This window comes from Sorangium sp. So ce185 (assembly GCF_051526825.1).
GTDB lineage: Bacteria > Myxococcota_A > Polyangia > Polyangiales > Polyangiaceae > Sorangium > Sorangium cellulosum_D.
The window spans coordinates 8,551,271-8,566,509 of the sequence record NZ_CP150316.1 but is presented as its reverse complement, the minus strand read 5'-3'; the positions used below and the strand labels follow the sequence as shown (position 1 = coordinate 8,566,509).

Sequence of the window (15,239 nt, the reverse complement as noted above, 5' to 3'; positions counted from 1 at the left end):
CCTCCCGGCCGAGCCGTCGTCGCCGGGAGGCTTGACCCCACAGACACCACATTGTATAACTAAATGGTTTTTATACCAAGGAGTTATGCAATGACCCCGTCCGAGCGCCTCGACGCAACGTTCGCTGCGCTCGCCGATCCGACACGGCGAGCGATCCTCGCGCGCCTCGCGTCCGGCGAGGCGTCGGTGACCGAGCTGGCGAAGCCGTTCGCGATGAGCCAGCCCGCGATCTCCAAGCACCTCAAGGTGCTGGAGCGCGCTGGCCTGATCTCGCGCGGCCGCGACGCGCAGCGGCGGCCTTGCCGGATCGAGGCCAAGCCGCTCGCGGACGCCAGCGGCTGGCTCGACAACTACAAGCGCTTCTGGGAGGGCAGCTACGAGCGCCTCGACGACCTGCTGGAGGAGCTGAAGGAAAAAGAGAGCAAGGGCGAGTGATGCCGTCGGGCAGCACGAGAGCGCAGGGGCGGCCGGGGTCGTTCTCGTCCGGCGCCGCGAGCGCGCTGGGGAGCGGAGACGGCCCTCCACGGTGGGACCCGGGTCGGTAGGACGCCGTTTCCGGTGACGGGCTGCTCGAACGCTCGTTGCGCCGCAACCTGCTATGGGGAGGAGGAGGAGATCGCCTGCGCCGCGGGGACGAGCGAGGCAAGGACCTCTTCAGCGCGTCCGACGCTCCCCAGCGCGACGCCGTACGCGGGAGCATCCTTCACCGGAGATAATCTCAGCTCGCCGCCTTGAACGCTGGCCAAGAACTCGACGCCGAGCGCCGGAACCTGCACGAAGAACGTGCCGCCCGATCGTTCGCTGGCGTTCCCGGCGAGGGCGCTCGCCGCCCGGTCGATCCCCGCGGCGCGCGCGCGGTCTCCCATTCGGAACGTGCTCCAGCCAGCGCTCGTCTTGAGCACTCCAATGGTGGACGTCGGCGCACCGGCTAGGCGGACGGCGAGCAGGCGCTGCCCCACGTCACGCAGCAGGCTGGAGGCATCAACGCCTGTGGAATACCTCTGCAGCGACGTCAGGTCTACGTGGTAGACGCGCAGCGGCGCGTCGAGCGTGATCGAGCCGAGGTCGTTCGGGGAACTCAGGCCGAGCGCCCGCGCGATGCGCGCGTTCCGCGCGGAGCGAGCTTCGGCGACCGAGGCCTCGGCGGCGGTGGTCGATGGGTCCGCCGACTGCGCCGAGGCGGTCACGGTGAGCAGCGACGCGAGCAGAGTCATGCGGCAGAACGTTCTCATCGTTTCGTTCCTCACTGAATGTCGTAGTGATCGGTCCAGGGATTGTAGGAACCAGCGACCGACGTGTAGGCCGCGTACGTGACGACGTCTTCGGTCCCGCCCGGATTGTTCAGGACGACCCAATCGTCGTTGTTGAAGCGGAAGGTGTCGACACCCACCATCATGTGCCCGCCACCTCCGACCCAGGCGATGGTGTGCGTCCACGGGCGGTTCGCCGCGACCTCCGTCTGGATGTCGGCGAGCGTCAGGGTCGTCTTCTGCTGCGTCGTGTAACCGAGCGTCGCCCAAGGCGTCCACCCCGTCACGTTGCACGCCGCGGGCGGTGAAGCGTTGCAGCAGTCGTTTCGAGATGTCGCCCAGTTCGCCATCGTGCATTGAGCGACAGCGTTGCCGTAGTAGGTCGTGATCATCTCTCCGCTCGCGGCCCAACACCAGTTGGTCTGCGTCTGCGCGACGAGCGGCACGAACATGGAGGCGCTGTTGATCTTGTGCTGGACTTGACCATTCACCGTCGCCACGACGTCGATGCGTGTGTCTCCCCACGACGTAGCGTCGGGTGAGCTCTGCAGATTTCCGCCGAGGTCCTGCTCCCAAGACCAGTCGTTGTTGTACGGGTACCACCGATGCTTCAGGTGATCATCGGTACCTCGCCAGAAGACGCTGATCGCTCCGTTACCCCACGAAGTCGCCCCGGGCGAAGAGCCGGCGGCGATGTTGCCGCCGAGGTCTTGCTCCCAGGACCAGCCACCGTTGTAAGGATACCACTTGTGCTTCACGTGGCCGTCGGAGCCTCTCCAGAACACGCTCATGCGGCCCTGTCCCCAGTGCACGGCGGCGGGATCGGTGGTCGCGCTGCCGCCCAGGTTCTGGGCTGTGGACCACGTTCCCCCGCTGTACGACTTCTGCCGGATCGTCCCGTCGCTCGCTCGCCAGAAGACGTCCAGCTGACCGTTCCCGCGCGAGAGCGCGGCGGGCGCCGACGCGATGAGGTCCGAGTGCGTCGACGGCGACGACCAGGTCCCCGAGTTCCACGAGATCTGCTGCAAGCGCCCATCCGTGCCACGCCAGAACACGGCCATGTGCGTGCTGCTCCACGACGCCGCCGCTGGATCCGAAGCGACGACGCCCGTGGCGAGCTGCTGTTCCCACGACCACGTGTTGTTGTAGGGGAACCACTTGTGCTTGAGATTGTTGCTCCCATCACGCCAGAAGGCGCTCATCGACTGCGTGCCCCAGGTCACGATGGCAGGACCGCCTACCGGGCTGCCCCCGATCGTCTCCCACCCAGTCCATACCGCTTGCTCGGCAGCCCCGACCTCCTCGATCGTGCCGGGCTCGACGGAGCCTTCATTTCCCGTCCCGCATGCGCTGGCGCAGCTCAGCGCGATGAGGAACCCCATCCGGATACGCATAGGTGTCCTTTCTCTGTCGTGGTTCAACGCCGATCGGCGCGCGCGGCGGTGCGCGCGCCGATGATGTTCATGTGCAAAGCTGGCACATCCGTGACGGCTCTGCGGTGATCGTCGGCTCCGCTGTCACGAGACGCGCGACGTGGCGTGTTTTATGGGCCTCGAATCCCAACTCATGCATTGCGCCTGGTCGAGCGCGCGTGCGTGGATGGTAGCCTCAGAGCGGATTGGGCGCACGATGCTCGTGATCTGCTTCGGTGGCCGCAGTCCCGAGCTGGCGAGTTCGGTGCTTGTCTACCTCGCCGGGGCCGATGTCTCGGCGTCCTCCGCGTCAGATTGTGGCCCGCTCCAACCAGCGTGAGCAGGTGCCGAGTGTGTAGCTCGAACGCCGCGTCACGGACTGCAGCACCCCTTGGTCCCCGTGATTGGTACCCAATGCCTGTGAATGATGAGCCCCTCGAGACGTTCGGTTCGCTCTATACGTTGACCGTTTCGTGTACAGTGCTCGCAGGCCGCCGTCAAGTCATGTCGCATGTTCGAACACGCCGGCTCGGTCATGAATTCTGGCGGCTCGCTGGCGGAGGAGCCAAGGGCGAAGGGGGCAGGTTCTGCACTGACACGAAATCATTGACGTTCTTGGAACAGGCAGATCCACGCCGTGACGCAATTCGGCGGCATGAAAAATGTTCCGGCTGTTCGGAATTGAGTTGGGATGGCCTGACGTCGGCGGTGATGGCGGCACCTGAGGGCACCTGCGCCAACGAAGGGAAGGGCGGAGCGCCTCGACGAGCTGCTCGCAGAGAGACGCGCCCAAGTCGAGGCTAGGACAGGCGCGCCGAGCCTGCGTCGCGCTCAGGCGTGCGCCGGGCTCTCCGGGCCGCGGCACCTCGCGCGCGCGCGCTCGAGCGCCGGCCGGGCGGCCAGCCGCTCCTGGTAGGCAGCGAGCGCCTCGGGCAGCGCCTTGCCGAGCGCGCCGCGATAGATCCCGATCGCGGTGCTCACCGAGATGTCGGCGAGCGTGAGGCGCTCCCCGGCGAGAAATGGCCTGTCGCCGAGCAGGCCGGCCGTGAAGCGCAGGGCCCGCTCGACGTTCGCCTCGTGCGTGACGACCGACCAGTTGCGCTTGTCCGCCTCCGGCGCGCCGAAATGCGCCGTCAGCAGGGCGTTGACGCCCGCCCCGATCGCGGCTTCGCCGAACACGGTCATCTGCAGCACGCGCGCGAGCGCCGGATCGTCCTTGTCGGGCAAGAGGGGCGTGGGCCCGTATTTCTGCGCCAGGTAAAGCATCATCGCGACGGACTCGTGGATCGCCACGCCGCCCTCGTCCTCGAGGAGCGGCACGTTGCCGAGCGGATGCAGCGCGCGATAGGCCTCGCTCGGCGGATACGAGACCATCTCGACCTCGTAGGGCAAACCCATCTCCTCGCACTGCCACATCACCCGCAGGCCGCGGGCCCCGCGCGCGAAGTTGTAGACCTTGATCATCGGTGACGTCCTCGATCGCGAGAGGCGGGGAGGCGGGGAGGACGGACGACGACCTCCCCACCTCCCCGCTTTCATGGGGGCTCTTCCAGGCGGCGCGCCCGCGCCCCGCCGGCTACGGCTGGATCGCCTTGGGATCCATCCACATGACCTCCCAGTGGTGGCCGTCCACGTCGTAGAAGCTCCAGCCGTACATGAAGCCGTGATCCTGCGGATCCAGCGCGTGCGACCCGCCCGCCGCGATCGCCTTCTTCACCATGTCGTCGACCTCGGCCCGGCTGCTGCACGAGAGCGCGAAGAGCCCTTCGGTGTGCGTGCTCGTGCTGCAGATCTCCTTCTTCGTGAACGTCTTGAAGAACGACTCCGCGAGGAGCATGACATAGGCCTCCTCGCTGACGACCATGCAGGCGGCCTTCTCGTCCGTGAACTGCGGGTTGAACTCGAACCCGAGCTTGCTGAAGAACTCCATCGATCGCTTCAGGTCGCGGACGGACAGGTTGACGAAGAGCTTGCGAGGGGTGTTCGTGGTCATGGTTGCTTCTCCTTTACCGTGATGGACTGTCGTGAAACGTGAAGCTCATCGGCCCTGCGACGACGGGCTCGCGGTCAGCGCGCGCACGCGGCGGTCGCGCAGCCAGAGCCCCGCCCAGAGGAACGCGGCCACGTAGATGGGGAAGAGGGTGTGGCTGAAGAGCGGGTTCTCGACCCGCACGTGGATCGCGATCGCGCCGCCCAGGTAGCCGGTCCACAGGATCGCCCCGAGCACCGCGGTCCGCGGGATCAGGTAGAGCACGAGGCAGGCGATCTGGAGGTAGCCGAGGGTGGGGACGAGGTGCGCCGGGAACCCGAGCTCGGCGGTCGACGCCTCCGCGGGGAACAGCTTCAGCACCTTCACCGCGGCGTCGAACGTCAGGAACAGGACGGCCAGCCCGCTCAGGACGCGGCCCGCCCACACGGCTCGCCTGGACGGCGCCGCGTTGGGCGCCGTGGCGGGGGCCGGCGCCTCGGCCTGGGGCCGGGTCACGAGGTTCTGGTCACGATGATTGATGCTGGCGACGCTCGCGGTCATGGGTGCCTCCGTGCTGGATTCACCCCCGTAGACCCCCGCCCCCGTCAGGAATCATCGGTCGCTCAGAAAAAAAATCGTCGCGCCGTCGCTGACCGGGCGCCCGCGGTCAGGCCGGCAGGGCGCCCGCGGCTAGGCCGGCAGCTCGAGCGGCAGGCCGAACCGCGGGAAGAGCGTCTCGGTGTCGAGGAATGACGTCATGCTGACGATGCGGTCCCCCGCGACGTCGAGGACGATGAGCGCCCAGGCCCGGTGGCCGCCCTCCGGCGCCGGGCGATACTGCGCGAACGCGGGCGAGCCGCTGGCCGCCGTCGGGATGAGCCGCGACCCGCGGCAGCCCGCCCCCGGGCCCACGAGCCAGGCGCGGATCGACTCGTGGCCGCGGAGCCACAGGGTGAACGGCGGCATCGACAGGGTCGCGTCCTGGTGCAGCAGCGCCGTGAGCGCGTCGACGTCGTACCGCTCGAAGGCGTTGACGTAGCGGTCGAGCAGCGCGGACTGCGGCTCCGGCAGCGAGGGGCGCGCGTCGCCGAGATCGCGGCTCGCGAGCGTCGCCCGCGCGCGCTGGAGCGCGCTGTTGATCGCGGCGACCGAGGTGTTGAGGCTGTCGGCGACCTCCGCGGCGGACCAGCCGAGCACCTCCGTGAGCAGCAGCGCGGCGCGCTGCTTCGGCGGCAGGTGCTGGAGCGCCGCGACGAACGCGAGGCGGATGCTCTGGCGGAGCATCGCCCGCTCCGAGGCGTCGATGTCCGCCGGCAGGGCGTGCGCGTCGGGGACGGGCTCCAGCCAGTGGGTGCGCGGGCGCGTCTCGAGCGCGTCGTCCACCGTGCCGACCGGGCCTTCCTCGATGGGGCGCGCCCGGCGCGCGCGGTCGGCCCGCAGGTCGATGCAGACGTTCGTCGCGATGCGGTACAGCCAGGTGCGCAGCGACGAGCGCCCGTCGAACTTATCGAGGCTCCGCCAGGCGCGCACCATCGTCTCCTGGACGGCGTCGTCGGCGTCGACCACCGAACCCAGCATCCGGTAGCAGTGTCCAGTGAGCGCCGCGCGGTGTTCTTCGAGTTGGGCTACACTCTCCGACATCGGCCGGACCCTATCATCGGCTCTCCGGCGGGTCCACGGCCAACCGCGCTCGGCGCGGAGCCTTCGTGTCTCGGGTGTGGGCCAAAGGACGCTCCCGAGCCAGCCCCGGAACACCCTCGCTGCGTGCAACGGCGCCAGAGCGCCGGAGCCCGCCGACGAGCGCGACGACGGCGCTCAAAAAAGCGACGGACGATGGCAATCGCTACCTCGTCGAGGGAATGACGGTTCCCGCGACTCGCGACTTCGGCGATCCTGGGTTCGATGAGCATCGACCGCGCCGTGCTGGAGCAGCTCGATCGGGTCGGAGGCCGCCTGGCGGAGGGCAAGGCCCTCAAGCTGCTCGACGACATCGCCTGGCCGCGCGAGGTGGAGGAGCGCTTCTTCGCCGCCGGCGAGGACCGCCTCCCCGAGGTCGAGCACCGCGTCGATCGCGACGGCCTCGCGCGGCGCGTCGCCGAGCTGCGCGAGCTCCTCGGGTCCATCGACGGGGACGCGCCGGCGCTCGACTGGCTGCGGGACAACGTCCGCGCCCAGATCCAGGCCGCGGAGCTGCTCGAGGCCGCGGGCACCCGCGCGTTCTCCGCGCGGTCGCAGGAGCTCTACGGCGGCGCGCGCTCGCGGTTCTTCGGCGGCCCGCTCAGGAACATCGATCTCGCCGAGCACCTCGCCGAGCGCCTGCGCGTCCACGGCTGGGACGAGGCCAGCGATCCCGAGGAGGAGCCGCTCGACGCCGGCGCGCTCCGGGACGTGCTCGCCGCCCGCGTGGCGGCCCGGGCGCCGCGGCTCGACATCGAGGTCACCCTCGACCCGCGCGTCACGGCCAAGGTGGTCGCCGGCATGAGCCGGGTCCGCATCCGGCCGGAGGCGACCTTCGCTTCCTGGGAGGCCGAGGGGCTGTGGCACCACGAGGTCGAGACGCACGCGCTCACCGCGCACAACGGCGCGGCGCAGCCGCGGTGCGCGTTCCTGCGCTCGGGCGGCCCCCGCACCACGCGCACGCAGGAGGGGCTCGCCATCTTCGCCGAGCTCTACAGCCGCTCGCTCTCCATCGGCCGCCTCACCCGGCTCGCCGAGCGGGTGCGGCTCGTGGACATGGCCGAGCAGGGCGCGAGCTTCCTCGATCTCTACCGCCACCTGCGCGAGCGCGGGGCCGAGCGCCGCGACGCCTACTTCGACGCCCAGCGCGTGTGCCGCGGCGGGCTCGTCGAGGGCGGCGCGCCGTTCACCAAGGACGCCTGCTACCTGGCCGGGCTGCTCGAGGTCTACGCCTTCCTGGCCGCGGTCCTTCGCGGCGGGCTGCGCGACGAGGTGGAGCTGCTCGTGTGCGGCCGGATCGCGCTCGACGACATCGCGGTGCTGGCGGAGCTGCGCGCCGCCGGCGTGCTGGAGCGGCCGCGCTACCTCCCGGGCTGGCTGCGCGCCTGGCAGACGCTGCTGCCGTACTTCGCGTTCACGTCGTTCATGGACGGCATCGATCTCGGCCCGGTGGAGCGGCACTTCCGGGAGCTGCTCCGCGTGGCCGCCGACGCGCGCCCGGCCGGGGAGGGGAAGCGGCGCCGCGGCCGGCCGCGCGAGGGGTGAGCGGCGAGCCGCCGCGTGGACCGCCGGCGCGCCGGTTTCCTGCGGAGCGGAGGTCTCGTGCTCTCGGACGCCCGCGCCTTGACCCGGCCCTGTCGAGGGGTGACGCTGCGCGCATGAAGCAGGCCCACCTCCGCATCGCGCGCCCGCGCGCGGCCGTGGCGCGTCGTCGTGTCGTCGCGTGGGCGCTGGGCCTGGCTGCCGCGGCGCCCGCGCTTTCCGTAGCCGCGGAGCCTCCCGCGCCTCCCGCGGCGGCCGCGCCCTCGGTGGCCGCGGAGCCGCCCGCGCCTCCCGCGGCGCCCGCGCTTTCCGTAGCCGCGGAGCCGCCCGCGCCTCCCGCGGCGGCCGCGCCCTCGGTGGCCGCGGAGCCGCCCTCGCCTCCCGCCTCGACCCCGGCGCCGGCGCCCCCTGTCGCGCCGGCCGTGGCGGGGGTCCCGCCCGGGGCCACGTGGGAAGCGACCGCCGCCGCGCACCAGGCGCGCATCGCGGCGCTGGAGAGCCAGGCCCGCCGCGTCCACGAGCTCGGCTCCGCGGACGAGCGGCGCGCCGAGCAGCGCCGGATCGAGCTGGAGCTCGCGGCGGCGAGGGAGGCGTTCCGCGACTTCGAGGAGCGGACGACGGAGTGGAATAGCCCGGTCATGGTGATCTCGGGGCTCGTCCTCACGACCCTGGGCGGCGCCGCCATCCTCAGCGGCGCGGCGCTGGTCCTCGCGAGCCACGACAACAGCACCGCCGCGCGCACCGAGGCGTCCAGGGTGGCGATCGCCACCGCGCTCGGCGGCGTGGCCGGGATCGCCGTCGGCCTGCCGCTCTACGTGTTCGGCAAGCGGCGGGTGCGGCGAGACGACGCGCCGAGCGCGCCCGCCGTCGCGCAGCTCCTCGTCGGCCCGGGCGCCGTGGCCGCGTCGCCCGGCGCAGGCCCCCTGAGCGCGGGGCTGCGCGTCGCGTTCTGAGCGCCGAGCGCGATCACCACCCGCCGAGGCGCTCCCACACCGCGTCGATCGCCGTCCCACCGGCCACGGCATGGCACCGCGCGTGCTGCGCGGCGGTCGCGCAGGCGTGGTCGGGCAGGATCCGCAGCGGCGTGCCGATCCTTCACGAGCGCCGGTGTCTCCAGCTCAGCGAATATCCATGTTCGATGTGCGCGGCCCGGGGCAGGGCCGCGCGCCAGCGGCCAAGCGGCCAGCGTGAAGCGAGCGGGAGGACACCCCTCCTCCACAAAAAGTGCTGGGCAAGATCGAGGTCGAGTGCTAGTGTCCCTCTCGACGCGTAGCCCGCGTCCACCATGCGCATCTCTCACTGACACCACGCTCCGTCGCGCGGACCCTCAGGGGCCTACTCACGGGAACACTCACGCAGTGCTCGCCGTGGTAGAAGATGAGCGCCTGTTGCCCAGGTAGGCACGGCCCCCCCCTGTATCGTCGCGCATGAGCAGCCACGACGGCGACCCGCGGATCCCCGCGCGAGCTCGCGTCGTGTGCGCGCTGGGACGGAGCGGGGTGACGCGCGGACGAGCCAGAGGCGCTGGAGGCCGACGACCGGGAGATTCGTGATCTCCTGGCGATCGTCCCTCGCTCGCTGGCCGCGCGCTCGAAGCACCGAGCCGGAGCGTTCGTGGCGCGACGGGCCGAATCGTCCTCTCTCCTGACGTCGAGACGCTGAGTCGTCTCGACGGGGAGCGTGCGGCGAGGCGGACCGTCCCGCCCCGACGAGCGGCGGAGTTGCGTCGAGAGAGCGCCGGTCGAGCGAGCAGGGAGAGGCCCAGAGAGACAGCGTCCCTCACGGGTTCGATCCGCCCTGAGTCCGGGGACGTACGATGAATGGAGGGTGTATGAGAGTCGGTTCTTCGAAGGTCTCGTTCAGCGTGGGTGCTCTTCCCGATGTGTTGATGACCGATTCCATGGAGGATCCTATGCAGCGACGCGCGCATCTCCCCGTCTCCGACCTCGCGTCGGGCTCGGCCAAATCGCCCGACCGGACGCCTGCGCAGCGCGGGCAGCTCCCCGCGCCGAAGCCCGCGCACCGGGATTCCCGCCCGCCGCGCGGGCTCCCCAACCTGGATCGCTCCCGGCCGGCGGTGAACATCCCGCAGCGCCGCCGCATGGGCGTGCGGTAGAGCCCGCGACGGCTCCCCCGCCGGAGCGCGGGCCCGGGCGGCGGCCCGGCCGCGCGCTCCGGCGCCGCGGGGCGGAAGCCCGCGATTCCCGCGATTGCGCGCCCCCCGGCGGCGCCCTTTCGGAGGCGATCGCGATTGGGCCGGGGCGCAGGCTGCGGTAAGACCTCGCCACCCGCGCGGCCTCGCAGCCGAGCCCCGCCGGGGCCCGACCATGATCCACGCCGAACCGTTCGAAGCCCGCCTCGTCGCCGCCCGGCCTCTCAGCCCTTTCGTGCGCGAGCTCTCGTTCGAGCGCGCCGACGGGAGGTCGTTTCTGTTCGAGGCGGGCCAGTGGGTCAACCTCGTCCTCCCGCTCCCGGGCGGCGAGGTGAAGCGCGCCTACTCCATCGCCTCCGCCCCCGACGGCTCCCCGCGCTTCGATCTCGCGGTCACGCTCGTGCAGGGCGGGGCGGGCTCGGAGCACCTGCACCGGCTCGAGCCCGGCGCCACGCTCCGCGCCATCGGCCCGCACGGGCTCTTCACCCGCGATCCCGGGGATTCCGCGCCCTCCCTGTTCGTCGCGACCGGCACCGGCATCACGCCGCTCCGGAGCATGCTGCGCGCCTCCCTGCGCGCGGGGCTGGCCGCGCCCCACCTGTGGATCCTGTTCGGCGCGCGCTTCGAGGAGGACGTCATCTACCGCGACGAGCTCGAGGCGCTCGCGCGCGGATCCGACCGGATCCGCTACGAGATCACGCTCTCGCGCGGCGGCCCGTCCTGGGCCGGCCGCCGCGGCTACGTGCAGGCGCACGTGCCCGAGCTCTACCGGGAGCTCGCAGAGAAGAGCGGCGATCCGGCGCCGCACGTCTTCATCTGCGGCCTCGATCGGATGGTCTCGTCCGTTCGCGAGCTCGCCCGCGGCGAGCTCGGCGTCCCCCGCAAGCACGTCCACGTCGAGCGCTACGACTGAGCCCCGGCCCCGCCGCGAGCGAGGCGCCCGCCTCTCCGCGATCTCCGCGGCCGCGCCGCCGGCGTCGCGGATCGCCGCCGCGCGGGCGCGGCGCGCCTTGAGCGGCACCCTGGGTACGACGTAGGATGCCACCCCCGCGGGCGGTTCCTGCGGGGTCTGTTCTGCAGGTGACCACGTGACGATCAAGAAGACGTTCCGCTCCATCGATCCCGCGACGCTCCCGAAGCACTTCGACTCGCCCGTCGCCGAGCTGCGCCTGGCCGACGAGTGGGAGGCCGACGGGACGTACCGATACGACCCGTCGCGCCCCCGCGAGGAGACCTTCGTCGTCGACACCCCGCCGCCGACCGCCTCGGGCTCGCTGCACATCGGCCACGTCTTCAGCTACACGCACACGGACGTCGTCGTCCGCCAGCGCCGGATGCGCGGCTTCAACATCTTCTACCCGCTGGGCTGGGACGACAACGGCCTGCCCACCGAGCGGCGCGTGCAGAACTACTTCCACGTCCGCACGGACGTGCGCACGCCGTACGAGCGCGGCCTGACCTTGCCGCAGGCCGCGCCGGAGACGATCAAGAAGGACCCGCCGCGCATCGTGTCGCGGCCCAACTTCATCGAGCTCTGCCACAAGGTCACGCGCGAGGACGAGCAGGTCTTCAAGGCGCTCTTCCGCCGGGTGGGCCTCTCGGTCGACTGGCGGCACGAGTACGCCACCATCGATGATCACTGCCGCAGGACGGCGCAGCTGTCGTTCCTGGATCTCCACGAGAAGGGCCACCTCTACTCGGTCTTCGCGCCGACGATGTGGGACGTCGATTTCCAGACCGCGGTCGCCCAGGCGGAGGTCGAGGATCGCCCGCAGTCGGGCGCGTTCCACGACATCGCGTTCGCGGTGGAGGGGACGGGCGAGGAGCTCGTCATCGCCACGACGCGCCCGGAGCTGCTCGCGGCCTGCGTCGGCGTCACGGCGCACCCGGAGGACCCGCGGTATCAGCACCTCTTCGGCAAGACGGCGCTCACCCCGATCTTCCGCGCGCCGGTGCCCATCTTCCCGAGCCCGCTCGTGGATCGCGAGAAGGGCACGGGCATCCTCATGGTCTGTACCTTCGGCGACGCGACCGACGTGATCTGGTGGCGGGAGCAGAAGCTCCCTCTCCGGCAGATGCTCGGCAAGAACGGCCGTGTCCTGCCGGTGACGTTCGGCGAGGGCCCGTGGGAGAGCCGCGACCCGGCCGCGGCCAACGCCGCCTATGCCCCGCTCCAGGGCAAGGGGGTGAAGCAGGCGCGCGCGGCGGTGGTCGAGCTGCTCCGCCGCGACGAGCACGCGGCGGCGCCCGGCAAGGGGCCGGCGCTGCGGGGCGAGCCGAGGCCGATCGAGCGCGCGGTGAAGTTCTACGAGCGGGGCGACCAGCCGCTCGAGTTCGTGCCCACGCGGCAGTGGTTCGTCCGGCTCGCCGACAAGAAGGCCGAGCTCCTCGAGTTCGGCGAGAAGATCAAGTGGCACCCGGATTTCATGCGCCTCCGGTTCCGCAACTGGACCGAGGGGCTCCAGGGCGACTGGTGCATCAGCCGCCAGCGGTATTTCGGCGTGCAGTTCCCGGTCTGGTATCCGCTCGACGCCGAGGGCAAGCCTGACCACAGCCGGCCGCTGCTCGCGACGCGCGAGGTGCTCCCGGTCGACCCGACGGTCGACGTGCCCCCCGGGTACGAGGCCTCGCAGCGCGATCAGCCGGGCGGCTTCACCGCCGAGACCGACGTCTTCGACACGTGGTTCACGAGCTCGCTCACGCCGCAGATCAGCTCTCACTGGGGGGACGATCCGGCGCGCCACGCGCGGCTCTTCCCGGCCGATCTGCGGCCGCAGGCCCACGACATCATCAGGACGTGGGCGTTCTACACGATCGCGAAGGCGATGCTGCACGAGTCGTCGGTCCCGTGGCACCACATCGCGATCTCCGGGTGGATCCTCGATCCGGATCGCAAGAAGATGTCGAAGAGCAAGGGCAACGTCGTCACGCCGATGCACCTGCTCGACACGTATTCTTCGGACGCGGTCCGTTACTGGTCGGCGAGCGCGCGGCTCGGCACGGACACGGCGTTCGACGAGAAGGTGTTGAAGATCGGCAAGCGGCTCGTCACGAAGATCTGGAATGCGAGCAAGTACGTGCTCAGCCAGTCGGCGGAGGTCCACCCGATCTCCGAGGAGCTCGACCGGGCGCTCTTGCACAAGCTGTCGGCGGTGGTGGAGGACGCGACGCGCTCGTTCGACGAGCACGAGTTCGCGGCGGCGCTCGAGCGGACGGAGGATTTCTTCTGGCGCTGGTTCACCGACGCCTACCTGGAGCTCGCGAAGGCGCGTGCGCGCGGCGAGGGCGGCGCCGGGGAGGCGGCGCGCGGCTCGGCGGTGGCGGCGCTGCGGCTCGGGCTGTCGGTGCTGCTGCGGCTGTTCGCGCCGGTCCTGCCGTACATCACCGACGAGGTCTGGCGCTGGGTGTACGCGGAGGAGACGGGCGAGGCCTCGATCCACCGGGCGAAGTGGCCTTCGGCGGCGGATTTCGCGGCGGTCGCGGCGCCGTCGGACCCGGGGCTCCTGGATCTGGCGGCGGCGGCGATGGCGGCGGTCAACAAGCGCAAGAGCGAGCTCGGCGCGAGCGTGGGGCGCGTCGTTTCGGACCTCGCGCTCGGGGCGAACGCCGCGACGCTGGCGCGGCTGAAGCCGGCGCTGGGGGACGTGCTCACGGCGGTGCGCGCGGGCGCGCACGAGCTCGTGGAGCGGCCGGAGCTCGCGGATGGCGAGGTCGTGGTGGTGCGCTGCGGGGTGGAGGCGGCGGCGGCGCCGGCCGGGGCGGGGGACGCGGCGGCGACCACGGAGTAACGGAGCCGGCGTGCGGCGGGCGGCGTGCTCCAGCGCGCTGCCCGACCCCGAGCGGGGTGCTCTGCGCGACGCTGAGCGCCTCCGCGGCGAGCTCCCCGCTCGTATGCCTTCCCGTCATGCGAAGAGCGTGGACCTCGTTCCGTCGCGCATTGCCGATCGCTTCCAGCTGACAGTAGTGGTCAAATTTGAACATGAAGGCGGGAAGGCGGGAAGAAAATCTTAATGATCTTCCCGCCTTCATGTGGACTCTCTCTGGGCAAAGTTGACCACTACCCACCCAGGATGCGCCTCCTCATTGTGCGGTGCGTCAGGGGCTGTGTAGGGGTGTGTCTTCCCGACCCCGTGGGGATATTGCTAAACCCTGCACAGGAGCGCTTAGAAATGATAGATTGAGAGTTTGTCGCTGCGTGGCCTTGAACGCTGACACCCAGCGCCGAAAGGAGGATCCTGATGGTATCTTTCTATCCTCGCATGGTTGTGCTCCTCGCCGTCTCTCTGGCTACCACTGCCTGTATTGGCGCCGACATCGATGAGGCGTCGGAGGAGTTCGTCGAGGTAGAAGAGAGCGCGGCCGTCGCCGACAACGGCATCCTCGCCAATGCGCTCAGCCCGAACGCGCTGAGCCCGAACGGCGTCATCCCGAACGCGCTGAGCCCGAACGCGCTGAGCCCGAACGCGCTGAGCCCGAACGCGCTGGCCCCGAAGGCGCTCACCTCCATCAGGAATCCGGAGCTGGGCGGCGCCCTGTCCAGGGAGCTCGTGCGCTACGTCGTGAGCTGCGCGCTCAGGCCGGACCAGTCGTTCGCATTCTCGTGGACCGACAGCATCGGGGTGGTCCATCCAGAGACGTACCGGGGCGAGCTCGGGATCGCGGACTGGTGGATGTACGGCCCTTTGACCGATCCATTTTACCAACGCTGGCTCACGGCATGTCTCGCCTCGAGGATGAACTGGTACGGCAAGTCGGTCAGGATTTCCCTTCGTGGCATGACGACCGCGCTGGGCTCGTCGTCGTCGGAGCGCTCGGCCTACACGGTGAGAGAAGGCGCCTTCTGGGGGAACGTGTTCAGCTCAACGCCGTACCTGCACGCTTGCTACAGTCCAGCAGGTGTCACCCGCGCGCGCGCGATGGAGCGTGACTGTGCGGCTGGGCACCTCAGCGTGGACCCTGTGACCGGGGCCACGACAGCTCAGCCGTGTGGCACCCTCGCGATCGTGGGATCATGCGACGCCGTATGCAACCAAGTGAACGCCGACGGTGGCTATTACACCGGCTGCCTCGATCAGCCCGTCGTTTCGCCGTCGGCACGCACGAGCTCGGTGATCACGTCGTTCCTGCCACCCTGACGCAGAAACATTAGCGATTTCAGCTGCCTGTACGCAAGGACCAGCACGTCGGCCTCCCGGTACGCCGCGGGCGGCCGGTAACGGTGAGCTCCCGGCGTCGTG

The 15,239-nt window shown here is 70.5% G+C and carries 13 protein-coding genes and 1 pseudogene; 7 read left to right on the top strand and 7 right to left on the bottom strand.

What is annotated here, in order from left to right; genetic code table 11:
* The first annotated feature begins 90 nt into the window (after window positions 1-90).
* Window positions 91-435 carry an ArsR/SmtB family transcription factor gene (locus WMF26_RS31340; protein WP_437995686.1) on the top strand — a complete coding sequence of 115 codons (345 nt, stop codon included), beginning with the start codon at window positions 91-93 and terminating at the stop codon, window positions 433-435.
* 161 nt (window positions 436-596) lie between these two features.
* On the opposite strand, the gene WMF26_RS31335 is transcribed toward WMF26_RS31340, so the two are convergent.
* The 6 genes from WMF26_RS31335 to WMF26_RS31310 all read right to left on the bottom strand — a co-directional run bounded on the left by WMF26_RS31335 (window position 597) and on the right by WMF26_RS31310 (window position 6,272).
* Complete coding sequence (locus WMF26_RS31335; protein WP_437995685.1) at window positions 597-1,232, bottom strand: hypothetical protein; 636 nt, start codon at window positions 1,230-1,232, stop codon at window positions 597-599.
* Between the two features lie 11 nt (window positions 1,233-1,243).
* On the bottom strand, window positions 1,244-2,632 hold the full coding sequence (locus WMF26_RS31330) for a C39 family peptidase (RefSeq protein WP_437995684.1): 1,389 nt from the start codon (window positions 2,630-2,632) through the stop codon (window positions 1,244-1,246).
* 861 nt (window positions 2,633-3,493) lie between these two features.
* On the bottom strand, window positions 3,494-4,126 hold the full coding sequence (locus tag WMF26_RS31325) for a glutathione S-transferase family protein (RefSeq protein ID WP_437995683.1): 633 nt from the start codon (window positions 4,124-4,126) through the stop codon (window positions 3,494-3,496).
* 112 nt (window positions 4,127-4,238) lie between these two features.
* Window positions 4,239-4,655: a VOC family protein gene (locus WMF26_RS31320; protein ID WP_061626176.1), complete on the bottom strand. Its 417-nt coding sequence runs from the start codon at window positions 4,653-4,655 to the stop codon at window positions 4,239-4,241.
* Between the two features lie 45 nt (window positions 4,656-4,700).
* On the bottom strand, window positions 4,701-5,192 hold the full coding sequence (locus WMF26_RS31315) for a DoxX family protein (RefSeq protein WP_437995682.1): 492 nt from the start codon (window positions 5,190-5,192) through the stop codon (window positions 4,701-4,703).
* Between the two features lie 129 nt (window positions 5,193-5,321).
* Window positions 5,322-6,272 (bottom strand): sigma-70 family RNA polymerase sigma factor, encoded by a 951-nt coding sequence (locus tag WMF26_RS31310; protein ID WP_437995681.1) that lies wholly within the window; start codon window positions 6,270-6,272, stop codon window positions 5,322-5,324.
* A 261-nt stretch (window positions 6,273-6,533) separates the two neighbouring features.
* Here WMF26_RS31310 and WMF26_RS31305 point away from each other — a divergent pair, with 261 nt between their 5' ends.
* Both WMF26_RS31305 and WMF26_RS31300 read left to right on the top strand, forming a co-directional pair.
* Window positions 6,534-7,853 carry a flavohemoglobin expression-modulating QEGLA motif protein gene (locus WMF26_RS31305; protein ID WP_437995680.1) on the top strand — a complete coding sequence of 440 codons (1,320 nt, stop codon included), beginning with the start codon at window positions 6,534-6,536 and terminating at the stop codon, window positions 7,851-7,853.
* Between the two features lie 113 nt (window positions 7,854-7,966).
* A complete protein-coding gene (locus tag WMF26_RS31300; protein ID WP_437995679.1) occupies window positions 7,967-8,803 on the top strand; it encodes a hypothetical protein in 837 nt (278 codons plus the stop codon).
* A gap of 13 nt (window positions 8,804-8,816) precedes the next feature.
* Here WMF26_RS31300 and WMF26_RS31295 read toward each other — a convergent pair.
* Window positions 8,817-8,942: pseudogene (locus tag WMF26_RS31295) on the bottom strand (DSD1 family PLP-dependent enzyme); the annotation flags it as partial.
* An 820-nt stretch (window positions 8,943-9,762) separates the two neighbouring features.
* Here WMF26_RS31295 and WMF26_RS31290 point away from each other — a divergent pair.
* The 4 genes from WMF26_RS31290 to WMF26_RS31275 all read left to right on the top strand — a co-directional run bounded on the left by WMF26_RS31290 (window position 9,763) and on the right by WMF26_RS31275 (window position 15,137).
* The gene (locus WMF26_RS31290) at window positions 9,763-9,966 is read left to right on the top strand and encodes a hypothetical protein (RefSeq protein ID WP_437995678.1); all 204 of its coding nucleotides are present in this window, start codon (window positions 9,763-9,765) and stop codon (window positions 9,964-9,966) included.
* Window positions 9,967-10,177: 211 nt separating this feature from the next.
* Window positions 10,178-10,915: a ferredoxin--NADP reductase gene (locus WMF26_RS31285; protein WP_020738144.1), complete on the top strand. Its 738-nt coding sequence runs from the start codon at window positions 10,178-10,180 to the stop codon at window positions 10,913-10,915.
* 175 nt (window positions 10,916-11,090) lie between these two features.
* The gene (valS, locus tag WMF26_RS31280; RefSeq protein ID WP_437995677.1) at window positions 11,091-13,790 is read left to right on the top strand and encodes a valine--tRNA ligase; all 2,700 of its coding nucleotides are present in this window, start codon (window positions 11,091-11,093) and stop codon (window positions 13,788-13,790) included.
* A 471-nt stretch (window positions 13,791-14,261) separates the two neighbouring features.
* Window positions 14,262-15,137 (top strand): hypothetical protein, encoded by an 876-nt coding sequence (locus tag WMF26_RS31275; RefSeq protein ID WP_437995676.1) that lies wholly within the window; start codon window positions 14,262-14,264, stop codon window positions 15,135-15,137.
* The last annotated feature ends 102 nt before the right edge of the window (window positions 15,138-15,239 follow it).